The sequence below is a fragment of the Kitasatospora herbaricolor genome (assembly GCF_030813695.1).
GTDB lineage: Bacteria > Actinomycetota > Actinomycetes > Streptomycetales > Streptomycetaceae > Kitasatospora > Kitasatospora herbaricolor.
The window spans coordinates 8,462,080-8,477,565 of the sequence record NZ_JAUSVA010000002.1; the positions used below are offsets into that span (position 1 = coordinate 8,462,080).

The window sequence follows — 15,486 nt, forward strand, 5'->3', positions numbered from 1 at the left end:
CGTCCGGGGGCTCCGCCGGTCACGGATCCTGCGGCCGTCCGGCCGTGCCGCCCCGCCCGGGCCGGCCGGCCTTCGCCCTCCACCAGTACTCGCATGTCCCCAGAGTGGCAGGTCACGGGGCACTACAGCTGAAGGTGGCTTCAGGTCTTCAGCGTTCCTTCAGCAACGGCCGGCGGCCCGTACCGCTCGCGCTCGCGCGCGCCGATGCCGGTGACCGGTGACAGCCGGGCGACCTGGTGGACGCCGGCGATCGCACCCGGCACCGCGCCACCCGGGCACCGCGCCACCGGGCGTCCGCACCCGTCCGGCGTAGGACCCAGGTACCGCCCCGACCGCGAGGTTCCGCCCCGGGTACCACGGTCTGCCGTCGCCCCGTGGCTAGCGTGAATGACAGGACGGTCGGCCGGCTCGCCTCTGCGGTCCCGCCGAGGCGCCGGCCGGAACTCCCGGTACCCCGCGGCCGTCCCCGCTCGCGACGGGCACGACCGTCGACGGCACTTGGAGGGTGGCATGAACGCTGTGACCTGCCTGACCACGAACCCCATCGCACCCGCGCGGCCCGCCCGCCCCGCCCGGGTCGTCCGTACGCCCCACCCCGTTGTCACGCCCGCCGGGTGGACGAGCCAGTGGACGAGCCCGTGGACGACACGGAACACGTGGCCGGTCCCGACACCGCCACCCACGCCCCGGCCCGTCCCGGGCGCGGCGGCCGGGGCCACCTGGATCCTGAGGACACCGGTGCCACCGCGGTGCGCCTGTCCGTGCTCGTCGTCGGCCGGGGCGTCGGCCCCGTGGCCGGCCCGCTCGGTGTTCGTGCGGTGGTGACCCTGCGGCGTTTCGGCCCGGAGGCCGGAGCCCGTTGCCCGGAGCCGGGTACCGGGTTGAGGGTGCCGAGGGGACGACCCCCGCGCCCGGTGCGGCGGACGCTCTCGCCTCCGCGTCAGTGCTTGAAGGCGTCCACCTCTCCCGGCTCGGTCTCCGGCGACTCGGGGTCGGACCTCCAGGTGACGAAGAGCAGGCGACCGGCACGACGAGCCCCGCACCGAAGAACGCGGGGGTGATCGCGACCAGCAGCGTCTTCTCCGTCGCCGGGCCGAGCCGCCACCGCATGATGGCCGAGACCTGTGAGCCGTCGGTGCTGATTGCATGCCCAGCAGTCCGGCCGCCACGACCGATCCGACGAGCGCGCGCGGGACGGTGCGGCGGGGGTCAGCCGACGAGCGTGGCCAGTCTCATGATCATCGCGAGCATCAACCCGCCGCCGACGGCGAAGCGGTCGCCCTCTTCCGCCGCTCCGCCGTCACGGCTGGAACGGGCTCGGCTCCCAGGCGTGTCCGCCGATCGGGTGGACGTACAGCGGCCGGCCCTTCACCGCACTCGTGCGGAACGGCGTGCCGTGGCCGAGGTCCACGGGGAGCGTCCCCCGCCGGTCGCCGCTGGCCCACTCCAGTTCCAGGTACCAGGACACGTCGTGGGAGGTGGTCACGGCGGTGACCTCGATGACCTCCGGGTCGCCCTCGCTCACCTTGACCGGCAGGCCGGTGCTGCCCTCGGTCACGACCGGCCGCGGGCGGGCCGCGTCCAGATCGAGGTCGTAGGAGAGGACGTCGACCCCGCCGCCGCAGCCCTCGCCCATGGAGTAGGCGTTCCAGGCGAGGGGAGCCCCGATCCGGGTGACCCGGACGTTGAGGCCCGTCAGCACCACCGTGTCCCTACCGGTGCCCTGGACGACGAGCTCGATCGACTGGTAGTGGCCGGGGACGGCCCCGAGCCGGGCGGTCCAGGCCGCCACGTCCGCCACCTGGGGCGGCCGAGGGACTTCGGACGGCGGGCGGTCGACCAGGTACTGGTCGCAGGCGGTGTCCCACCCGGAAGGCTTCACCGCAACCTTGATCGGAGCGCTCGTGTCCGTCCCGCCGGTCGGCCCCGGCGTGCCCGTGCCGGTGCCCGTGCCCCTGCCCGGGTCCACGGCCGGGGCGGTGGAGGCCGGGGGGTGGAGGCCGGCGCGGGGGAGGAGGGCGAGCCGATGCCGCCCGGGGCCGGGGATCCGGCGGACGGCCCGCCGTCCGCCGCCAGCCGGGCGTCGGTGTCACCGCCGGCCGGCTTCAGCGCCGTGGCGACGGCCCCGATGGTGGCCAGCACCACGGTGACCGCCACCGCGGCCAGGATCGCCCGGCGGCGGACCCGCCGCCGTAGCCGCGCGGCCCCGGGGCCCGGGTCCTCCTCGGCACGGGCGGCGAGGACCGGTCCGGGCCCGACACCACCGCTCCTGTCCGGTGTCGCCTCTGCCTCTGCCTCTGCCTCTTCCTCTGCCTCGGTCGCCTCCGTCGTCGCCTTCGCCTCGGCCTGCGTCGGACCCGTCGGACCGGTCGGACCCGTCTGCCCGGTTCGACCAGTCGGCTCGGGCACATCGGACGCATCGGACGCAGGTGATGTCCTGCTTCCACGCGCCGCGCGGACGACGACCCACAGCCGGTACAGCTCGACGAGTTCCTCCGGCGTCGCCCTGCACAGCCGCGCGAGCTGGTCCAGCGGGGCGAACTCCGTCGGCACCACATCGCCGTTGCAGTAGCGGTGGAGCGTCGAGGTGCTCAGGTGCAGCCGCTTCGCCAGCGCGCCGTAACTGAGCCCCGATCGGCTCTTCAGCTCCCCGAGCAGCCGCGTGATCTCGTCCCGCTCCCTCAAATCCCGGACCCCCTCCGACACCGTTCCTCCGCCCCGTTCCTGCATCCCGTTGGTGATCTGCCCGTAGTGATCGCGCCTCGCGTTCCCCGGCCGCCACCGGCGGTCGGGCCCGGCGCTGTCGCGCCTCTGCGGCCGGACCGCCGTGAAGCGATCTTCGGGACTGAAGCACGCCGCTCACGCTCCGGCGGTTCCCATCACCGGCCACACCGCGCCTCCGTCCCGGGGACGCGTCCCAGGAAGGTTACGTCTTCCCAGCTCAAAGCAGGTAAAGGCGTCCCTGCGTCCCAGATCGGGCGCAGGCCGTTGCCCCTGGGACGAACCGGCGGAGAAGCTTCCGGTGATCACCGAGAAGGAGCAACAGTGAGCAACGTTCAGACGGCCCGGACCGCGATACGTACCGGCGACCGATTCAACCGCGGCGCGGTGGCGCTGACGATGGGCGGCATCCTGCTGATGACCGCCGCCTGCGGCGACCCGCACAGCGAGGTCGCCGAGGCCTCCCGGGCGACGGGCACCGCTGCCGCCGGCGGGCAGGCGGCAGCGACCGGGCCCGCGGCTGCGCCGACGACTTCCGCGGCGGTGCTGGACGTCGAGCCGAAGGACGGCGCCCAGGGCGTCCCTCCGAACGCGCTGCAGGTGTCCGTCGCCCACGGCAAACTCACCGCCGTCGACGTGACCGACAAGAACGGCAAGCCCGTCCCCGGCTCGATGACCCCGGACGGCACCGGCTGGAAGCCCGCCGCCGCGCTGGCACCCGGCACGGCGTACACGGTGAACGCCCAGGCGACGGACGCCGACGGCCTGGCGGCCGCCGCCACCACCGCCTTCACCACGCGCACGCCCGACAAGCAGGTCTCCACCAACGACAACATCGCCGACGGCCAGACCTACGGCGTGGGCATGATCGTCAAGGTGGAGTTCAGCGCGAAGATCGCGAACAAGGACGCCGTCGCCCAGGGCATCACCTTCACGACCGACAACGGCACCGAGGTGAAGGGTCACTGGTTCGGTGACGCCCGGCTGGACTTCCGCCCGGCCGAGTACTGGAAGCCCGGCACCAAGGTCACCATCCACTACCGGCTGAAGAACGTCGAGGTCTCGCCGGGCGTCTACGGCGACGTGGACAAGGACGAGCCGTTCGTCATCGGCCGCTCGCAGGTGTCCACCGCGGACGCGGCCGCGCACCAGCTCACGATCGTCCGGGACGGCAGGTCCAGCACCGTGCCGGCCACGCTCGGAGACGAGAAGCACCCGTCGTGGGGCGGCACCATGGTGATCATGTCGAAGGAGAAGGTCACCCACATGAACTCCCGGACCGTCGGGCTCGGTGACGAGTACGACATCCCCGCCGTCCCGCACGCGATGCGGCTGACCGGGAGCGGCACCTACCTGCACGGCAACTACTGGTACAAGGGCGACCCGTTCGGCAAGGCGAACACCAGCCACGGCTGCGTCTCGCTCAAGGACGTGGAGGGCGGCAGCGACACGTCCGTCGCGGGCGCGTTCTTCAACAGCTCGATGATCGGCGACGTGGTCACGGTCGTGAACTCGAAGGAGAAGAACGTCTCCCCCGACAACGGACTCGGCGGCTGGAACCTCCTCTGGGCGAACTGGTAGCCCGACCCGCGCGCCCCGCCCGTTCGCCGGATCCGCTCGCCGCGCCTGCTCGCCGGATCCGCTCGTCGCTGTCGCTGTCGCCGTCGCCGTCGCTGTCGGCGCGGTTCGCGGTGGCGGCCTCGCCTGTCGGCCGGCGCCGGTTCGTCGCGGGTGGCGGGCGGTCAGTTCCGGTCGGTGGCGAAGGGTCCCTCTTCGACGAAGCGGCGCAGCAGGCGGGCGAAGGTCCGGGCGTCGGACTGCGGCCAGGTGGTGAGCGAGTCCTGGACGGCGTCGGTGAGCCGCTGCCGGGTGGCGGCCACGACGGTGCGGCCGTCGTCGGTGAGGGCGAGCAGGGTGGCGCGGCCGTCGGCGGGGTCGGGTCGGCGTTCCAGCAGTCCGGCCTGTTCCAGGCGGTCGGCGCGGCGGGTCACGGTGGTGCGGTCGAGTCCGATCTCACGGCCGAGGTCGGCGGCGCTGCGCGGGCCGGTCCGGGCCAGCCCGCTGAGGACGGGGTAGGTGAGGTCGTCGACCGCCTCGCCCAGTCCCTCCGTCAGCCGGGTGTAGAGGCGGGCGCGGGTGCTGCGGCGCAGGAGCAGTCCGAGGGCGTGGGCGATGTCTTGTCCGGTCGAGTCGGTCACCCCCTCAGATTAGCGTGTGCGCCGCACGCTTTCCTGCTACAGTCATAAGCGTGCTCAAGGCACGCATCTGTGAGCGGTACCGCCTCGGCCCGCTCCCGTACCCGACCGGAGGAATCCCCATGAACGGCACAGACATCCGTACCGGCGTCCGCACCGACATCCGCGCCGCCCTCACCGACCTGCTGCTCACCCCGGGCCTCGCCCTGGACGAGGCGGCGGACCGGCACTTCGCCCCCGACTACCGCCAGCGCACCGACGGCAGCTGGGCGGACCGCACCGAGTTCCTCGCCCACATCGCGCACCTGCGCACGCTCGTGGCCGGCGGCTCGGTGCAGGTCCACGACGAACTCGCCGACGGCGACCGCTACGCCGACCGCCACACCATGGAGGTCGTCAAGACCGACGGGTCCACCGTCCGCATGGAGGTCTACCTCTTCGCCGAGTTCGCCCCCGACGGCCGCTTCCGCCGGATCGAGGAGACCACCCTGCTGCTCGAAGGCTCGGACGCCGACCGTGACCTCGGCAGCGCCCGCTGAGCCCCGGCGTTCCGGTCCCGGTGCGGGCAGGGCGCGAGGCCGACCGCCACCCCGGCGGCCCCCGGTGCCCCGTGCGGCCGGACCGCGGCGTGCAGCCGGACGCCGGGCGGCGGCCGCGTCCGGTCCGGGGCGGAGCGCCCGTGCCCTCCGCCCGGAGGGCCAGGCGGAGTTGACCTTCTGCCCGTCCTGGGGCGCCTCGTTCAGGCGTGCATCCGCGCGCCCTTGAGGACCTTGTCGACCGCGTTGCGGGCCCCGTACACGGCCATCCCCACCAGGTCGAGCCGGTCCCGTCCCACGGCTCGGACCGCCGCCCGGTTGTCCCGGTCGTTGCCCGTGCCGAACAGGTCCGAGGTGAAGACGGAACTCGGCATCGAGCGGGACCGCGCACGACCGTGCGCGGCGGTCAGTGTCTCCTTCGTCCCCTGGAAGACCAGCACGGGCTGGCGGAACATCGGCAGGTACAGGGTTCCGTCGGCGTCCTCGTACGGCTCGCCGATCACCTCGGGCGAGGTCGTGCCGAGCCCGCTGACCAGGAAGGCGGTCACGTTCAGCCGCTGCCAGGGCTCCAGGTCGTCCCGCAGCAGTACGGCGATCTTGGTGTCGAAGCGGACGGGGGAACCCTCGTCGCCCGGCTCGCTACCGGCTCCGGTCTCGGCTTCGTTCCGGCGGGGTTCGTTCTCGGTTCTCATGCTTCGAGACTGCCGGGTGCGCGCGATCCGCGTCTTGTACGTTCTTTGCGTGACGACCGGGCAGAGGATCCGTGCTTGGCGCCCGCCCGTAGCGGGTGTCGTGGAGGTCTTCCACGCCCACTTCACCCAGCACGCGTACCCCATGCACGTCCACGACGCCTGGACCTTGCTGATCGTCGACGACGGCGCGGTCCGCTACGACCTGGACCGTCACCGGCGCGGCACCCCGAACGACACCGTGAGCCTGCTGCCCCCGCAGGTCCCGCACAACGGTTCACCGGCCACCGAGCAGGGCTTCCGCAAGCGCGTGGTGTACCTCGACATGACGCAGCTGGACGAACGGTTCATCGGGCCCGCGGTGGACAGTCCCGACATCGTCGACCCGCTCCTGCGCCGGCGCGTCGGACAACTGCACGCGGTGCTGGCCGACCGGGGCGACGAGTTCGAGGCGGAGAGCCGGCTGGCCCTGATCGCCGAACGGCTGCGCGGGCAACTGCGCCCCGGGCCGGCCTTCGGCAGTGCCGTGCCCGACCACGGGATCGCCGGGTGCCTGCGTGACCTCCTGGACGAACGGCTGGTCCGGGGAATCGCCCTGGACGAGGCCGCGGCCCTGGTCCACGCCCACCCCGCGCATCTCGTCCGCGCGTTCAGCGGCGCCTTCGGCATCGCCCCGCACCAGTACGTGCTGTCCCGCCGGATCGACCTGGCCCGCCGCCTGCTCCTCGCCGGGCAACCCGCGCGCGAGGTCGCGATCGCCGCCGGGTTCTACGACCAGGCCCACCTCACCCGGCACTTCAAGCGGGTGGTGGGCACCACGCCGGGCCGGTACGCCAGGGGCACGGGCACCGCGTAGCGCGGCCGCCCCGCCCGCCCGTCGCCCGCGGGCCGCCGCCCGGCCGGCGGGCGACGGACGAGGTGGCCCGGCCGGCGGGCCGGCGGGCGGCGGACGGGCGGCCGACGGTCAGCGGCGCCCGGACAGCAGGCGGTGGAGCAGGGCCGCCGTGAGGACGGCCGCGGCGGCGGCCATCAGCATCGGTGTGCGATTGGCGCGGGCCACGCCCACCGCATGCGCGGCCTGCGAGCGAAGCTGCGGCGAGGTGTGGTCGGTGGCGACGTGCCGGGCGTGCGCGGCCGTCCCGCGGGCCAGGTCCGCGAGGTGTCCGGCGCGGTCCAGGACATCCTGCGGTGCGTGGTCCCGCACGGTGTGGACGGTGTGGGCGACCGTGTCGCGTACCGCTGTGGCGGCACTCGCGACGGCGTCCTGTGCCTGGTTCTTCACGGCTGTCCCCTGTCCTCGGGCGGGGCCGGGAAGGTGTCCCGGCCGTTGAGTTCTCCGTGCTGCGGCGGCTACCCCGGGCGGCGCCGCGCATGCGTCAGCGTTCTTCCACGGGACGGGCACGGGGCGTCCCGCCGCCGCACCGGTGGCGGACCGGCACCGGCGGCGAGGCCCGGCGGCGGTGGGCTGCGGCGGATCGGCACCGGCGGCGAGGCCCGGCGGCGGTGGGCTGCGGCGGATCGGCGGCCTGGTCGGCGGCCGGCATTGTCAGTGCCGCGTGTGAGCATCGGCGCGAGCGAAGTCCTCGTTCTCGTCGTGGAAGGAAGCCCCGCATGGTCGCCTGGCCCGGAGACATCCAAGCCGTCACCTTGTTCGTGGAGGATCTCGCGAAGGCGAAGTCGTTCTACCGGGAGGTGTTCGAACTCCCCGTCCACTACGAGGACGAGAACTCCGCCGTCTTCCGGTTCGGGGTGACGATGATCAACCTGTTGGCCGTCACCTCCGCGCCCGAACTCGTGGCGCCCGCTCCCGTCGCCGCCCCGGACCAGGGCGTGCGCGCGCAGTTCACGCTGGGAGTCACGGACGTTGACCAGGTCTGCCGGCGCCTGGCCGAGCGAGGCGTCGCCCTGCTCAACGGGCCGGTGGACCGGGCCTGGGGGCTGCGCACGGCGAGCTTCCGCGATCCGGGCGGCCACATCTGGGAGGTCGCCGCTCCGACCGCGCCGGGCGGCGCCGACGCGTAAGGTCCCGACGACGGGCCCTTCGCGGGGCCGAGGCAGGCCCGAACCCGCCGCCGTGGCCGGGCCGACTCCCGACCCGCCGGCCCGGCCACCGCATCCTGCCCTGGGGAGCCGGGAGCCGGGAGCCGGGAGCCGGGAGCCGGGGGCCCGAACTGTCGTGCCGGACCGCGACGGGAGGTGCCGTCCCGCCGGGCGACCGGCGTCGGCGGAGCTCCGGCGACACCGGCCGGGCGGCTGACGTGATCCCGCGTCCGGACGGTCGTCGGGGGTAGCCTGCCGGCATGCGACATCATGATCTTGTCGTCCTGGGCGCCGGCTCCGGCAACGCGGTGATCGACGACCGCTTCGCGGACCTGGACGTCGCCGTCGTCGAGGAGGGACCCTTCGGCGGGACCTGCCTGAACCGGGGCTGCATCCCCAGCAAGATGCTCGCCCACACCGCGGACGTCGCGGACACCGTGCGCGAGGCCGGCCGGTTCGGCGTGGACGCCACCCTGGACGCCGTGCGCTGGGCAGCGGTGCGCGACCGGGTCTTCGGGCGCCTCGACCAGGAGGCGGCCGACGGCGAGCGGGCCCGGCGCCGCTCCGGCTCGGTCACCGTCCACCGCGGCCGGGCCCGCTTCACCGGGGAGCGGACGCTGGTGGTCGAGGGCGACGGGGGCGAGGTCCGGTTCAGCGCGGATCAGGTCGTGGTCGCCGTCGGCAGCCGTCCCGTCGTCCCGCCACCGGTGCGCGACAGCGGCCTGCCCTACGAGACCTCCGACACCGTGATGCGGCTCCCGGTCCCGCCCCGGCACCTGGCCGTGCTCGGCGGCGGCTACATCGCCGCCGAACTGGCCCAGGTCTTCCGCTCGGCCGGCAGCCGGGTCACCGTCGTCGAGAAGGAGCAGACACTGCTCTCCCCGCAGGACGAGTCGGTGTCCGAGGCCTACACCCGCATCGCCCGCTCCCGGTTCGACGTCCGCACCGGCGTCGCACTCGGCCGGCTCGAAGGAGAGCCGGGACGGCTGCGCCTGCTGCTCGACGACGGCTCCACGGTGGAGGCCGACACCCTGCTCGTCGCGGTGGGCCGCACCCCGAACAGCGACACCGTCGGCGCCGACCGGGCCGGCATCGCCCTGCACGAGGACGGGCGCGTCGTCGTGGACGCCCAGCAGCGGACCACCGCGCCGGGCGTCTTCGCGCTGGGCGACGTGTGCACCCCCGTGCCGCTCAAGCACGTGGCGAACCGGGAGGCGCAGGTGGTCGCGCACAACCTGCTGCACCCCGGCGACCTGATCGCCACCAGCCACCGGGCGGTACCCGCCGCGGTCTTCACCCGCCCGCAGATCGCGCAGGTCGGCCGTACCGAGCGGGAATGCCGGGACGAGGGCCTCAACCACCGGACCGCCACCCGCCGGTACGCGGACGTCGCCTACGGATGGGCGCTGGAGGACACCACCGGCTTCTGCAAGGTGATCGCGGACCCGGGCACGGGCCGTCTGCTGGGCGCCCACATCCTGGGCCCGCAGGCGTCCACCCTGATCCAGCCGCTGGTCATCGCGATGAGCCTGGGCATCGACGCCACCACCCTGGCCCGCACCCCGTACTGGATCCATCCGGCGCTCACCGAGGTGGTCGCCAACGCCCTGCTCGACCTGGACCTCTGACCTCGGGGCGGGACGCGCCCCGCGCGGCCAACGGAGCTGGAGCGGCCCCCGCCGTCCCGGCGCCGCCCCGCGCGCATGGGTCGCGGCGGACGGGGCACAGGCAAAGACATGCCGAACACCTCTCCCGCGACCGGGCGCGCCGAACACCCGGTGGAGGCCGGCCCCCCTGGCGCCGGCGAGTCCTCCGAGAGCACCGTCACGGTGATCGTCGCCGGGCTGTGCAACCTCGGCATCAGCATCGCCAAGGCGGCCGCCGGCGTGATCGGCGGCTCCGGGGCGATGCTCTCCGAAGCGGCGCACTCGCTGGCCGACACGGTCACCGAGGTGCTGCTCTACTTCAGCCTGAAGCGCAGCACCCGCCCGGCCGACGACACCCACCCCTTCGGCTACAGCAGGGAGCGCTACGTCTGGGCACTGCTGGCCTCCTTCGCGACCTTCGTCGGCGGCGCCGTCTTCTCGGTCAACGACGGCGTGCACACCCTGACCGGCGGCGCGAAGGAGCCGGGCAGCCCGGTGCTCTCCTACGTGGTCCTCGGCATCGCCTTCGCCCTGGAATCGGTCTCGCTGGCCCGGACGGTCCGTCAGGTGCGCGGGGACGCCGGGCGGCTCGGCGTCTCGCAGCGCCGCTACCTGCGGCTCACGCCGGACACCGCCGTCAAGGCCGTCTACCTGGAGGACGTCGCCGCGCTGATCGGCCTGCTGCTCGCCTTCGGCGGCCTGCTGGGCTCCACGGTGACGGGCTCGGAGGTCTGGGACGGCTGCGCCTCGCTGCTGATCGGCGCCCTGCTGGCCTGGGTCGCGGTGGTGCTCGCCCGTGCCAACGGCTCCCTGCTGATCGGCCGCGCCCTGCCGGGGTCCGTGGAGGAGCGGATCGCGGGTGCCCTGCGCGACCTGCCGCAGGTGCGCCAGGTGGTGGACCTGGTGACGCTGGTGCACGGCCCGCAGGACATCCTGGTCGCGGCGAAGGTCGCCTTCGAGTCACCCGCGACGGCGCACGACGTCGAGCTGGCCTGCGAGCACGCCGAACAGGTGATCCGCTCGGCCTTCCCCGCGGTCTCACGGGTCTACCTGGACCCGACCCCCGGCCGACGGGGCCCCGCAGGTCGAGCGGACCGGCCCGGCGGGAGCGGGAAGGGAGACGGCGACTGAGCCGCTCCATCGCGCACGGACCGCCCCGGGGTGATCCGATGCACCGTCGGCCTTCCGGATGTCGTACCGGCGTTGGAGGATCTACGGCATGACACAGCAGCAGGGGAACGGGGCATCGCCGGTCGACGCGGCCGGCAGGTATCTGGAGGGGCTGGGCGAGCGGCTGAGGGTCGACGGCTGCCACCTGAGCGCGACCACCTGGCGCGACCATCACGTGGTGGTCGGCAGCCGGTCGGACCGCAAGGCACGGTGGTTCGGTACCAAGGCGGAGCTGTTCGTCCTCGCCGCCGCCGTGCCGGAGATCGACGCGGCCGTGCTGAGGGAGTTCACGGGGTGGGCGATGGACCGCGCCAAGGGCATCCGCAGCGGCCTGCCCGGTGCCCGCAACGCGGCGACGGTGCTGCCGGCCCTGGTCAGCGGCAGCGTCCACCCGTCCGCGACGCAGTGGGCCGTGGCGGACGCCCGGCTCCTGGGGACCACCCTGCTCGGCCGGCCGATCACGGTGGAGACCCGGGCCCCCGGGACGGCCCGGATCTCCATGTACCGGGGCGGGGTCGCCTGGGGCGGGATGTTCACCGGGCACGTGCTGCAGAAGGCGGCACTGTACTTCCCGTGAGCACCCCGGCGCGGGCATGCTCTCGCGGGCCGCATGCACCTGGTGGTGCGCCTGGTTACGCGCCTGGCAACGCGCCTGGTCATGCGGCCCGCAGGCCTCGGGGGAGGGCGGTCCGGGTGCGCGCCCTCGCCGCCGCCCCCGGGCCGCCCTCAGCGGCTACTCGGCGACGAACGTGCTGTGGCTCCAGGTGAAGACCCGCAGGCGGTCGGCCCCGGACCGCAGGGTCTCGGGGGTCGGACGGTAGTGCTCGTAGCGGTTGCCGCGGAACAGCTTCAGGGTGGTGTCGAGGTCCGTGACGTGGTGGATCCGGTGGTCGTCGGGGAGTTCGCCGGCGGGGCCGCCGAGCAGGATCACGTTGGGATGCTTGTCGCTCATGCTGAACCTTTCGGTCGACGCGGGGGTCGGGGGCGGCCCGTGCTTCAGCCGACGGAGGTGCCGAGGGCGGCGGAGAAGCGGTCCACCAGGTCGTCGAGGGCGGTGGCGGCGGCCGGCGCCAGATCGGTGCTGCCGTCCGGCGAGGCGAGGATGTGGCTGTCCAGGACGAACCAGCCCTGGGTGACGTGCGCCGCCCCCATCGAGGACAGGACGGGGCGCAGCGCGTAGTCCACCGCCAGGACGTGCGCCGCGGAGCCGCCGGTGGCCAGCGGCAGGACGGTCTTGCCGGCCAGCGCGTACTGCGGCAGGAGGTCGAGCAGGCACTTCAGCAGCCCGGAGTAGGCGGCCTTGTAGATGGGGGTGCCGACCACCACGCCGTCGGCCTCGCGGATGAGTTCGGCGATCTCGGCGATCGCCGGGTGGTGCACGTCGGAGCCGGTGAGCACGTCGGCGGGCAGCCTGCGGACCTCCACCGCGGTGACCTGGTGGTGCTGCGCGTCCAGGCGGCGGGCGGCCTCGCCGAGCAGCCGGGTCGTTCTGGACACGGCGGACGGGCTGCCGGAGAGGGTCAGGACACGGGCCATGGGAACCTCGGGGGAGTGGGGCGCGGCGGGGTGGGCGTCGGTGGCGCGAAGGCCGCGGGGTGTCGGGCGGCTGGGTGTCGGGTGGCGGGGTGGTCAGGCGGCGGGCCGGGCGGAGGCGATCTCGAAGATCTCGGCGATGGTCCGCGCCTCCAGCAGGTCGGGGAGCGAGAGCCTGCGGCCGGTGGTCCGCTCCAGGGCGGTGAGCAGGGTCAGCAGGTGCAGGGAGTCCCAGCCGGGGAGTTCGTCGAAGTCCACGGTCGCGTCCTGCGGCGCGATGTCCAGGCCCAGTTCGTCTGCGGCCACGGTGATCAGATCCCGCAGTCCGTCGGTGTCGCTCATGCATGCGCTCCTTCCAGTAGGCCGGCCGGGTCCGCGTCGAGTCGCAGGTGGCCGGGCGGGTGCAGTGCGGTGCTCAGGTCGTGGCGGAAGGCGAGGCCCTCGGCCCCGGACGGGTCGGCCTCCTCCGGCGCGGGGGCGAACCCGTAGCGGGGGAAGAGGTCCTTGACGATGTGGTTGCGCGGGGTCGGCCGGTAGTGTCCGGTGACGGCGTGCAGGCCGGCGTCGTCGGCGGCGAGGGCCAGGACGGCGGAGAGCACGCCCTGTTCGATGCCGCGGGAGAACACCCGGCAGCTGAGCAGGAAGTTGTCGATCCGCAGTTCGCCGTCGCGGCGCTCCAGGAAGACGGCGCCCACCAGGCCGTTGTCGCCGAACCGGTCAGCGGAGCGCACCGTCAGGATGCCGGACCCCTCCGCCGCGGCGTAGGCGGCCACCTCGGCGGGCTGCAGCCTGCGGGTGGTCAGGTTGAACTGGTTGGTCCGCAGGGTGAGTTGGGAGACCCTGGGGAGCTCCTCCGAGGTCACCGGCCGCAGCCGGACCTGGACGCCGAGCTCGTCCAGGTAGTCCGCGACCGAGGCGAAGCCCTGCAGGAAGTCGCTGCGGGCCACCTCGCCCCGGTAGAGCTCGGCCCGCGCGCTGTCCTCGCCGGTCAGCCGGCGGACGTCGAACCAGCCGTCCCGGAGCAGCCGTTCGACGTGGAGGGCGGGCTCGTCGTCGACGGCGACCACGGCCACCTCGGGCAACTCGCGCCGGACCTGCCCGCGTTCGAAGGTGGAGTCGTCGACGAAGACGAAGCCGCCGGTGGCGAGGTTGAGCGCGTCGGCGAGGGCGGTGATGCTCTCCGACTTGGGCCGCCAGTCGGCGGTCACCCGGACGAAGTCCTCCTCGCGCAGCGTCATGTCGGGGTGGTCGCGCAGCACCTCCAGCACCGGTTCGCGGTCGTTCTTGCTGACGGCGGCCAGCAGCACGCCCTGCGAGCCGATCTGCTTGGCCACCCGCTGGAACGCCCGGAACGCCTCGCCCCGGTGGCCGCCGGCCACCTCGATGCCCTCCGGGCCGTCGTCGCCCAGGATCCCGCCCCACACGGTCTGGTCCAGGTCGAGGACGAGCACCTTGCTGGTGAGGCCGGCGACATGGCGGGCCAGGTGGCCGATCTCCCGGGCGTAGGCGGCCAGCAGGGGCTCGGACAGGTGCACCTTGGCGTAGACGTCCAGCCGGGGATCGGCGGCGGGGACGCCCTCGGCGAGCAGCGGGTCGAGGTCGATCACGACCACCGAGGCGTTGTCCGTGCCCAGGCGCAGCAGCCGGGCGTTGGCCTCCCGCCAGAGCGCGCCGAGTTCGGCGCGCGAGCGGTGGTCGATCAGCTGGGCGGAGTGGCTGCGGGGCAGCGGCAGGGTGTTGAGCACGAGGGTGCCGCGCGCGGTGTCCGCGAAGCGGGCCGCCAGCTTCTCGACCAGGGCGGTCTTCTCCGCGAGCACCCGGGCCACGTCGGCCGGGCGCCAGGGCAGCGGCACCTCGTCGAAGACCACGGCCGGGTCCAGCAGGCAGAGCGCCAGGTCGGGGGAGGCCGCGTAGAGCGCGCTGCCCGGGTCCGACAGCTCGAACACCCAGCTGTCGAAGACACCTTGGTACGGGCGCAGCAGCAGGCCGTGCCGGGCCAGCTCGCCGGTCAGCGGGCCGAACAGCGGGCCGACCGTGCCGTGACCGACGACGGCCACGGTGAGGGCGGGGGTGTCGGGGTGGGCGGCCAGCACCTCGTCGGGGTCGAGTGCGGCCAGTACCCGGCCCGCGTGCGCCGTCCGGCGGGTGTCGGCCTCGGCGAGCAGGGCACGGACGGCCGGGTACTCGGCGGCGAGCCGTCCGTCGCGGCGGAGGTCGAGCAGGGTGCGCGCCGGGTCGGCGGCCACGGGCGTCTCCATCGGGTGGTCTCCTGGGTGCGTCGGGGCCGGGCGGGTCCGGTACGGGTGTCCGTGCTGCGCCCGGCGCTCCGCCCGGTGTCCGGTGCGGGGCGCGGCTTCGGGAGCAGGCCGGGGCCGCAGCGCCCATCGTGGGCGGGCCGGCTGAAGCGAGTCTGAATCGCCGTGGCGGCCCCGCGCGGGGCGGGGATTCGGCGGATCCGCGCGGGACGGAGCTGCTTTGGCCGCGGTTGAGAGGTGGTTTGGCGGCCGCCCGGAAGGTGGTCCGGTGCGCGCGCCGCCGCACCTCAGGACCTCACGAATGACCGGGAGGCACCGGTTGGACCCGCTGGAACCCGTGCGGCCGCCGCGCCGGCGAAGAGCCGGACGATGGGCGCTGGAGCACCTCCTGCTGCCGATGCGGTGGTACGCCGCAGGCTGGGGGGTGCCGGTGCCGCTCTTCGACGGCACCGAGCAGCCCGACCCGCGGACGTCCGACCCGCGGACTCCTGGTCCGCGGTCGCCCGGCCCGCAGGCGCCCACCCTCGCGGGCCCGCCGGCCGGGCACCCCGAACGGCTGGTGCCCGGCGTACCGCCCACTCCGGTCGAACGGGACCTGTGGGAGCGGCTCGCCAGGCTCTCCTGACCCGCAGCCGGCCGCAGGACCGACGTTCAGGGGCGGTTTAGCCGACCCGCCGACCATGACCGCACGGGCGGGGCCC

The 15,486-nt window shown here is 74.2% G+C and carries 18 protein-coding genes; 8 read left to right on the forward strand and 10 right to left on the reverse strand.

The genetic code is table 11. The annotated features are described in order from the left end of the window. Positions 1-140: 140 nt before the first annotated feature. From J2S46_RS36685 to J2S46_RS36695, 3 genes are all read right to left on the reverse strand, one after another. Positions 141-263: a hypothetical protein gene (locus J2S46_RS36685; RefSeq protein WP_268255727.1), complete on the reverse strand. Its 123-nt coding sequence runs from the start codon at positions 261-263 to the stop codon at positions 141-143. A gap of 1,037 nt (positions 264-1,300) precedes the next feature. Continuing rightward, complete coding sequence (locus tag J2S46_RS36690; RefSeq protein ID WP_229913171.1) at positions 1,301-1,882, reverse strand: hypothetical protein; 582 nt, start codon at positions 1,880-1,882, stop codon at positions 1,301-1,303. After that, on the reverse strand, positions 1,879-2,730 hold the full coding sequence (locus tag J2S46_RS36695; RefSeq protein ID WP_229913172.1) for a helix-turn-helix domain-containing protein: 852 nt from the start codon (positions 2,728-2,730) through the stop codon (positions 1,879-1,881). The genes J2S46_RS36690 and J2S46_RS36695 overlap by 4 nt, the downstream gene beginning before the upstream one ends. Before the next feature lie 315 nt (positions 2,731-3,045). On the opposite strand from J2S46_RS36695, the gene J2S46_RS36700 reads away from it, so the two are divergent. Continuing rightward, positions 3,046-4,302: a L,D-transpeptidase gene (locus J2S46_RS36700; protein ID WP_229913173.1), complete on the forward strand. Its 1,257-nt coding sequence runs from the start codon at positions 3,046-3,048 to the stop codon at positions 4,300-4,302. A 161-nt stretch (positions 4,303-4,463) separates the two neighbouring features. Here J2S46_RS36700 and J2S46_RS36705 read toward each other — a convergent pair whose 3' ends face one another. Then, positions 4,464-4,919, reverse strand: coding sequence for a MarR family winged helix-turn-helix transcriptional regulator (locus J2S46_RS36705; RefSeq protein ID WP_191292900.1), 456 nt, complete (start codon positions 4,917-4,919; stop codon positions 4,464-4,466). A gap of 119 nt (positions 4,920-5,038) precedes the next feature. On the opposite strand from J2S46_RS36705, the gene J2S46_RS36710 reads away from it, so the two are divergent. After that, complete coding sequence (locus J2S46_RS36710) at positions 5,039-5,455, forward strand: nuclear transport factor 2 family protein (protein WP_191292901.1); 417 nt, start codon at positions 5,039-5,041, stop codon at positions 5,453-5,455. Between the two features lie 200 nt (positions 5,456-5,655). On the opposite strand, the gene J2S46_RS36715 is transcribed toward J2S46_RS36710, so the two are convergent. Then, entirely contained in the window at positions 5,656-6,144 is a 489-nt protein-coding gene (locus J2S46_RS36715) for a DUF2000 domain-containing protein (protein ID WP_191292902.1), read from the reverse strand. On the opposite strand from J2S46_RS36715, the gene J2S46_RS36720 reads away from it, so the two are divergent. Next, positions 6,143-6,997: a helix-turn-helix transcriptional regulator gene (locus J2S46_RS36720; RefSeq protein WP_191292903.1), complete on the forward strand. Its 855-nt coding sequence runs from the start codon at positions 6,143-6,145 to the stop codon at positions 6,995-6,997. The genes J2S46_RS36715 and J2S46_RS36720 overlap by 2 nt on opposite strands. A 108-nt stretch (positions 6,998-7,105) precedes the next feature. Here the strand turns inward: J2S46_RS36720 and J2S46_RS36725 are convergent, their stop codons facing one another. Continuing rightward, positions 7,106-7,423, reverse strand: a complete 318-nt coding sequence (locus tag J2S46_RS36725) for a hypothetical protein (RefSeq protein WP_191292904.1) — start codon at positions 7,421-7,423, stop codon at positions 7,106-7,108. A gap of 329 nt (positions 7,424-7,752) precedes the next feature. On the opposite strand from J2S46_RS36725, the gene J2S46_RS36730 reads away from it, so the two are divergent. From J2S46_RS36730 to J2S46_RS36745, 4 genes are all read left to right on the forward strand, one after another. Continuing rightward, the gene (locus J2S46_RS36730) at positions 7,753-8,163 is read left to right on the forward strand and encodes a VOC family protein (protein WP_191292905.1); all 411 of its coding nucleotides are present in this window, start codon (positions 7,753-7,755) and stop codon (positions 8,161-8,163) included. A 278-nt stretch (positions 8,164-8,441) separates the two neighbouring features. Then, on the forward strand, positions 8,442-9,809 hold the full coding sequence (locus J2S46_RS36735) for a mycothione reductase (RefSeq protein ID WP_191292906.1): 1,368 nt from the start codon (positions 8,442-8,444) through the stop codon (positions 9,807-9,809). A gap of 108 nt (positions 9,810-9,917) precedes the next feature. Continuing rightward, positions 9,918-10,958, forward strand: a complete 1,041-nt coding sequence (locus tag J2S46_RS36740) for a cation diffusion facilitator family transporter (RefSeq protein ID WP_191292907.1) — start codon at positions 9,918-9,920, stop codon at positions 10,956-10,958. 88 nt (positions 10,959-11,046) lie between these two features. Continuing rightward, positions 11,047-11,574 (forward strand): hypothetical protein, encoded by a 528-nt coding sequence (locus J2S46_RS36745; RefSeq protein ID WP_191292908.1) that lies wholly within the window; start codon positions 11,047-11,049, stop codon positions 11,572-11,574. A gap of 156 nt (positions 11,575-11,730) precedes the next feature. Here the strand turns inward: J2S46_RS36745 and J2S46_RS36750 are convergent, their stop codons facing one another. The 4 genes from J2S46_RS36750 to J2S46_RS36765 form a co-directional block, all read right to left on the reverse strand. After that, complete coding sequence (locus tag J2S46_RS36750; RefSeq protein ID WP_191292909.1) at positions 11,731-11,949, reverse strand: DUF5988 family protein; 219 nt, start codon at positions 11,947-11,949, stop codon at positions 11,731-11,733. A gap of 44 nt (positions 11,950-11,993) precedes the next feature. Then, positions 11,994-12,533, reverse strand: coding sequence for an NADPH-dependent FMN reductase (gene ssuE, locus J2S46_RS36755; protein ID WP_191292910.1), 540 nt, complete (start codon positions 12,531-12,533; stop codon positions 11,994-11,996). Between the two features lie 93 nt (positions 12,534-12,626). Continuing rightward, the gene (locus tag J2S46_RS36760; RefSeq protein ID WP_073928517.1) at positions 12,627-12,872 is read right to left on the reverse strand and encodes a phosphopantetheine-binding protein; all 246 of its coding nucleotides are present in this window, start codon (positions 12,870-12,872) and stop codon (positions 12,627-12,629) included. Continuing rightward, complete coding sequence (locus J2S46_RS36765) at positions 12,869-14,788, reverse strand: HAD-IIIC family phosphatase (RefSeq protein ID WP_191292911.1); 1,920 nt, start codon at positions 14,786-14,788, stop codon at positions 12,869-12,871. Before J2S46_RS36765 ends, J2S46_RS36760 begins: the two co-directional genes overlap by 4 nt. 298 nt (positions 14,789-15,086) lie before the next feature. On the opposite strand from J2S46_RS36765, the gene J2S46_RS36770 reads away from it, so the two are divergent. Next, a complete protein-coding gene (locus tag J2S46_RS36770; RefSeq protein WP_191292912.1) occupies positions 15,087-15,410 on the forward strand; it encodes a DUF6059 family protein in 324 nt (107 codons plus the stop codon). The last annotated feature ends 76 nt before the right edge of the window (positions 15,411-15,486 follow it).

Excerpts from the sequence above, each read along its gene's own strand:
- J2S46_RS36735 (WP_191292906.1), top strand. The coding sequence starts at position 8,442 with ATGCGACATCATGATCTTGTCGTCCTGGGCGCCGGCTCCGGCAACGCG.
- J2S46_RS36745 (WP_191292908.1), top strand. The coding sequence starts at position 11,047 with ATGACACAGCAGCAGGGGAACGGGGCATCGCCGGTCGACGCGGCCGGC.
- J2S46_RS36765 (WP_191292911.1), bottom strand. The coding sequence starts at position 14,788 with ATGGAGACGCCCGTGGCCGCCGACCCGGCGCGCACCCTGCTCGACCTC.
- ssuE (WP_191292910.1), bottom strand. The coding sequence starts at position 12,533 with ATGGCCCGTGTCCTGACCCTCTCCGGCAGCCCGTCCGCCGTGTCCAGA.
- J2S46_RS36730 (WP_191292905.1), top strand. The coding sequence starts at position 7,753 with ATGGTCGCCTGGCCCGGAGACATCCAAGCCGTCACCTTGTTCGTGGAG.
- J2S46_RS36770 (WP_191292912.1), top strand. The coding sequence starts at position 15,087 with ATGACCGGGAGGCACCGGTTGGACCCGCTGGAACCCGTGCGGCCGCCG.
- J2S46_RS36740 (WP_191292907.1), top strand. The coding sequence starts at position 9,918 with ATGCCGAACACCTCTCCCGCGACCGGGCGCGCCGAACACCCGGTGGAG.
- J2S46_RS36720 (WP_191292903.1), top strand. The coding sequence starts at position 6,143 with ATGCTTCGAGACTGCCGGGTGCGCGCGATCCGCGTCTTGTACGTTCTT.
- J2S46_RS36760 (WP_073928517.1), bottom strand. The coding sequence starts at position 12,872 with ATGAGCGACACCGACGGACTGCGGGATCTGATCACCGTGGCCGCAGAC.
- J2S46_RS36695 (WP_229913172.1), bottom strand. The coding sequence starts at position 2,730 with ATGCAGGAACGGGGCGGAGGAACGGTGTCGGAGGGGGTCCGGGATTTG.
- J2S46_RS36715 (WP_191292902.1), bottom strand. The coding sequence starts at position 6,144 with ATGAGAACCGAGAACGAACCCCGCCGGAACGAAGCCGAGACCGGAGCC.
- J2S46_RS36710 (WP_191292901.1), top strand. The coding sequence starts at position 5,039 with ATGAACGGCACAGACATCCGTACCGGCGTCCGCACCGACATCCGCGCC.
- J2S46_RS36750 (WP_191292909.1), bottom strand. The coding sequence starts at position 11,949 with ATGAGCGACAAGCATCCCAACGTGATCCTGCTCGGCGGCCCCGCCGGC.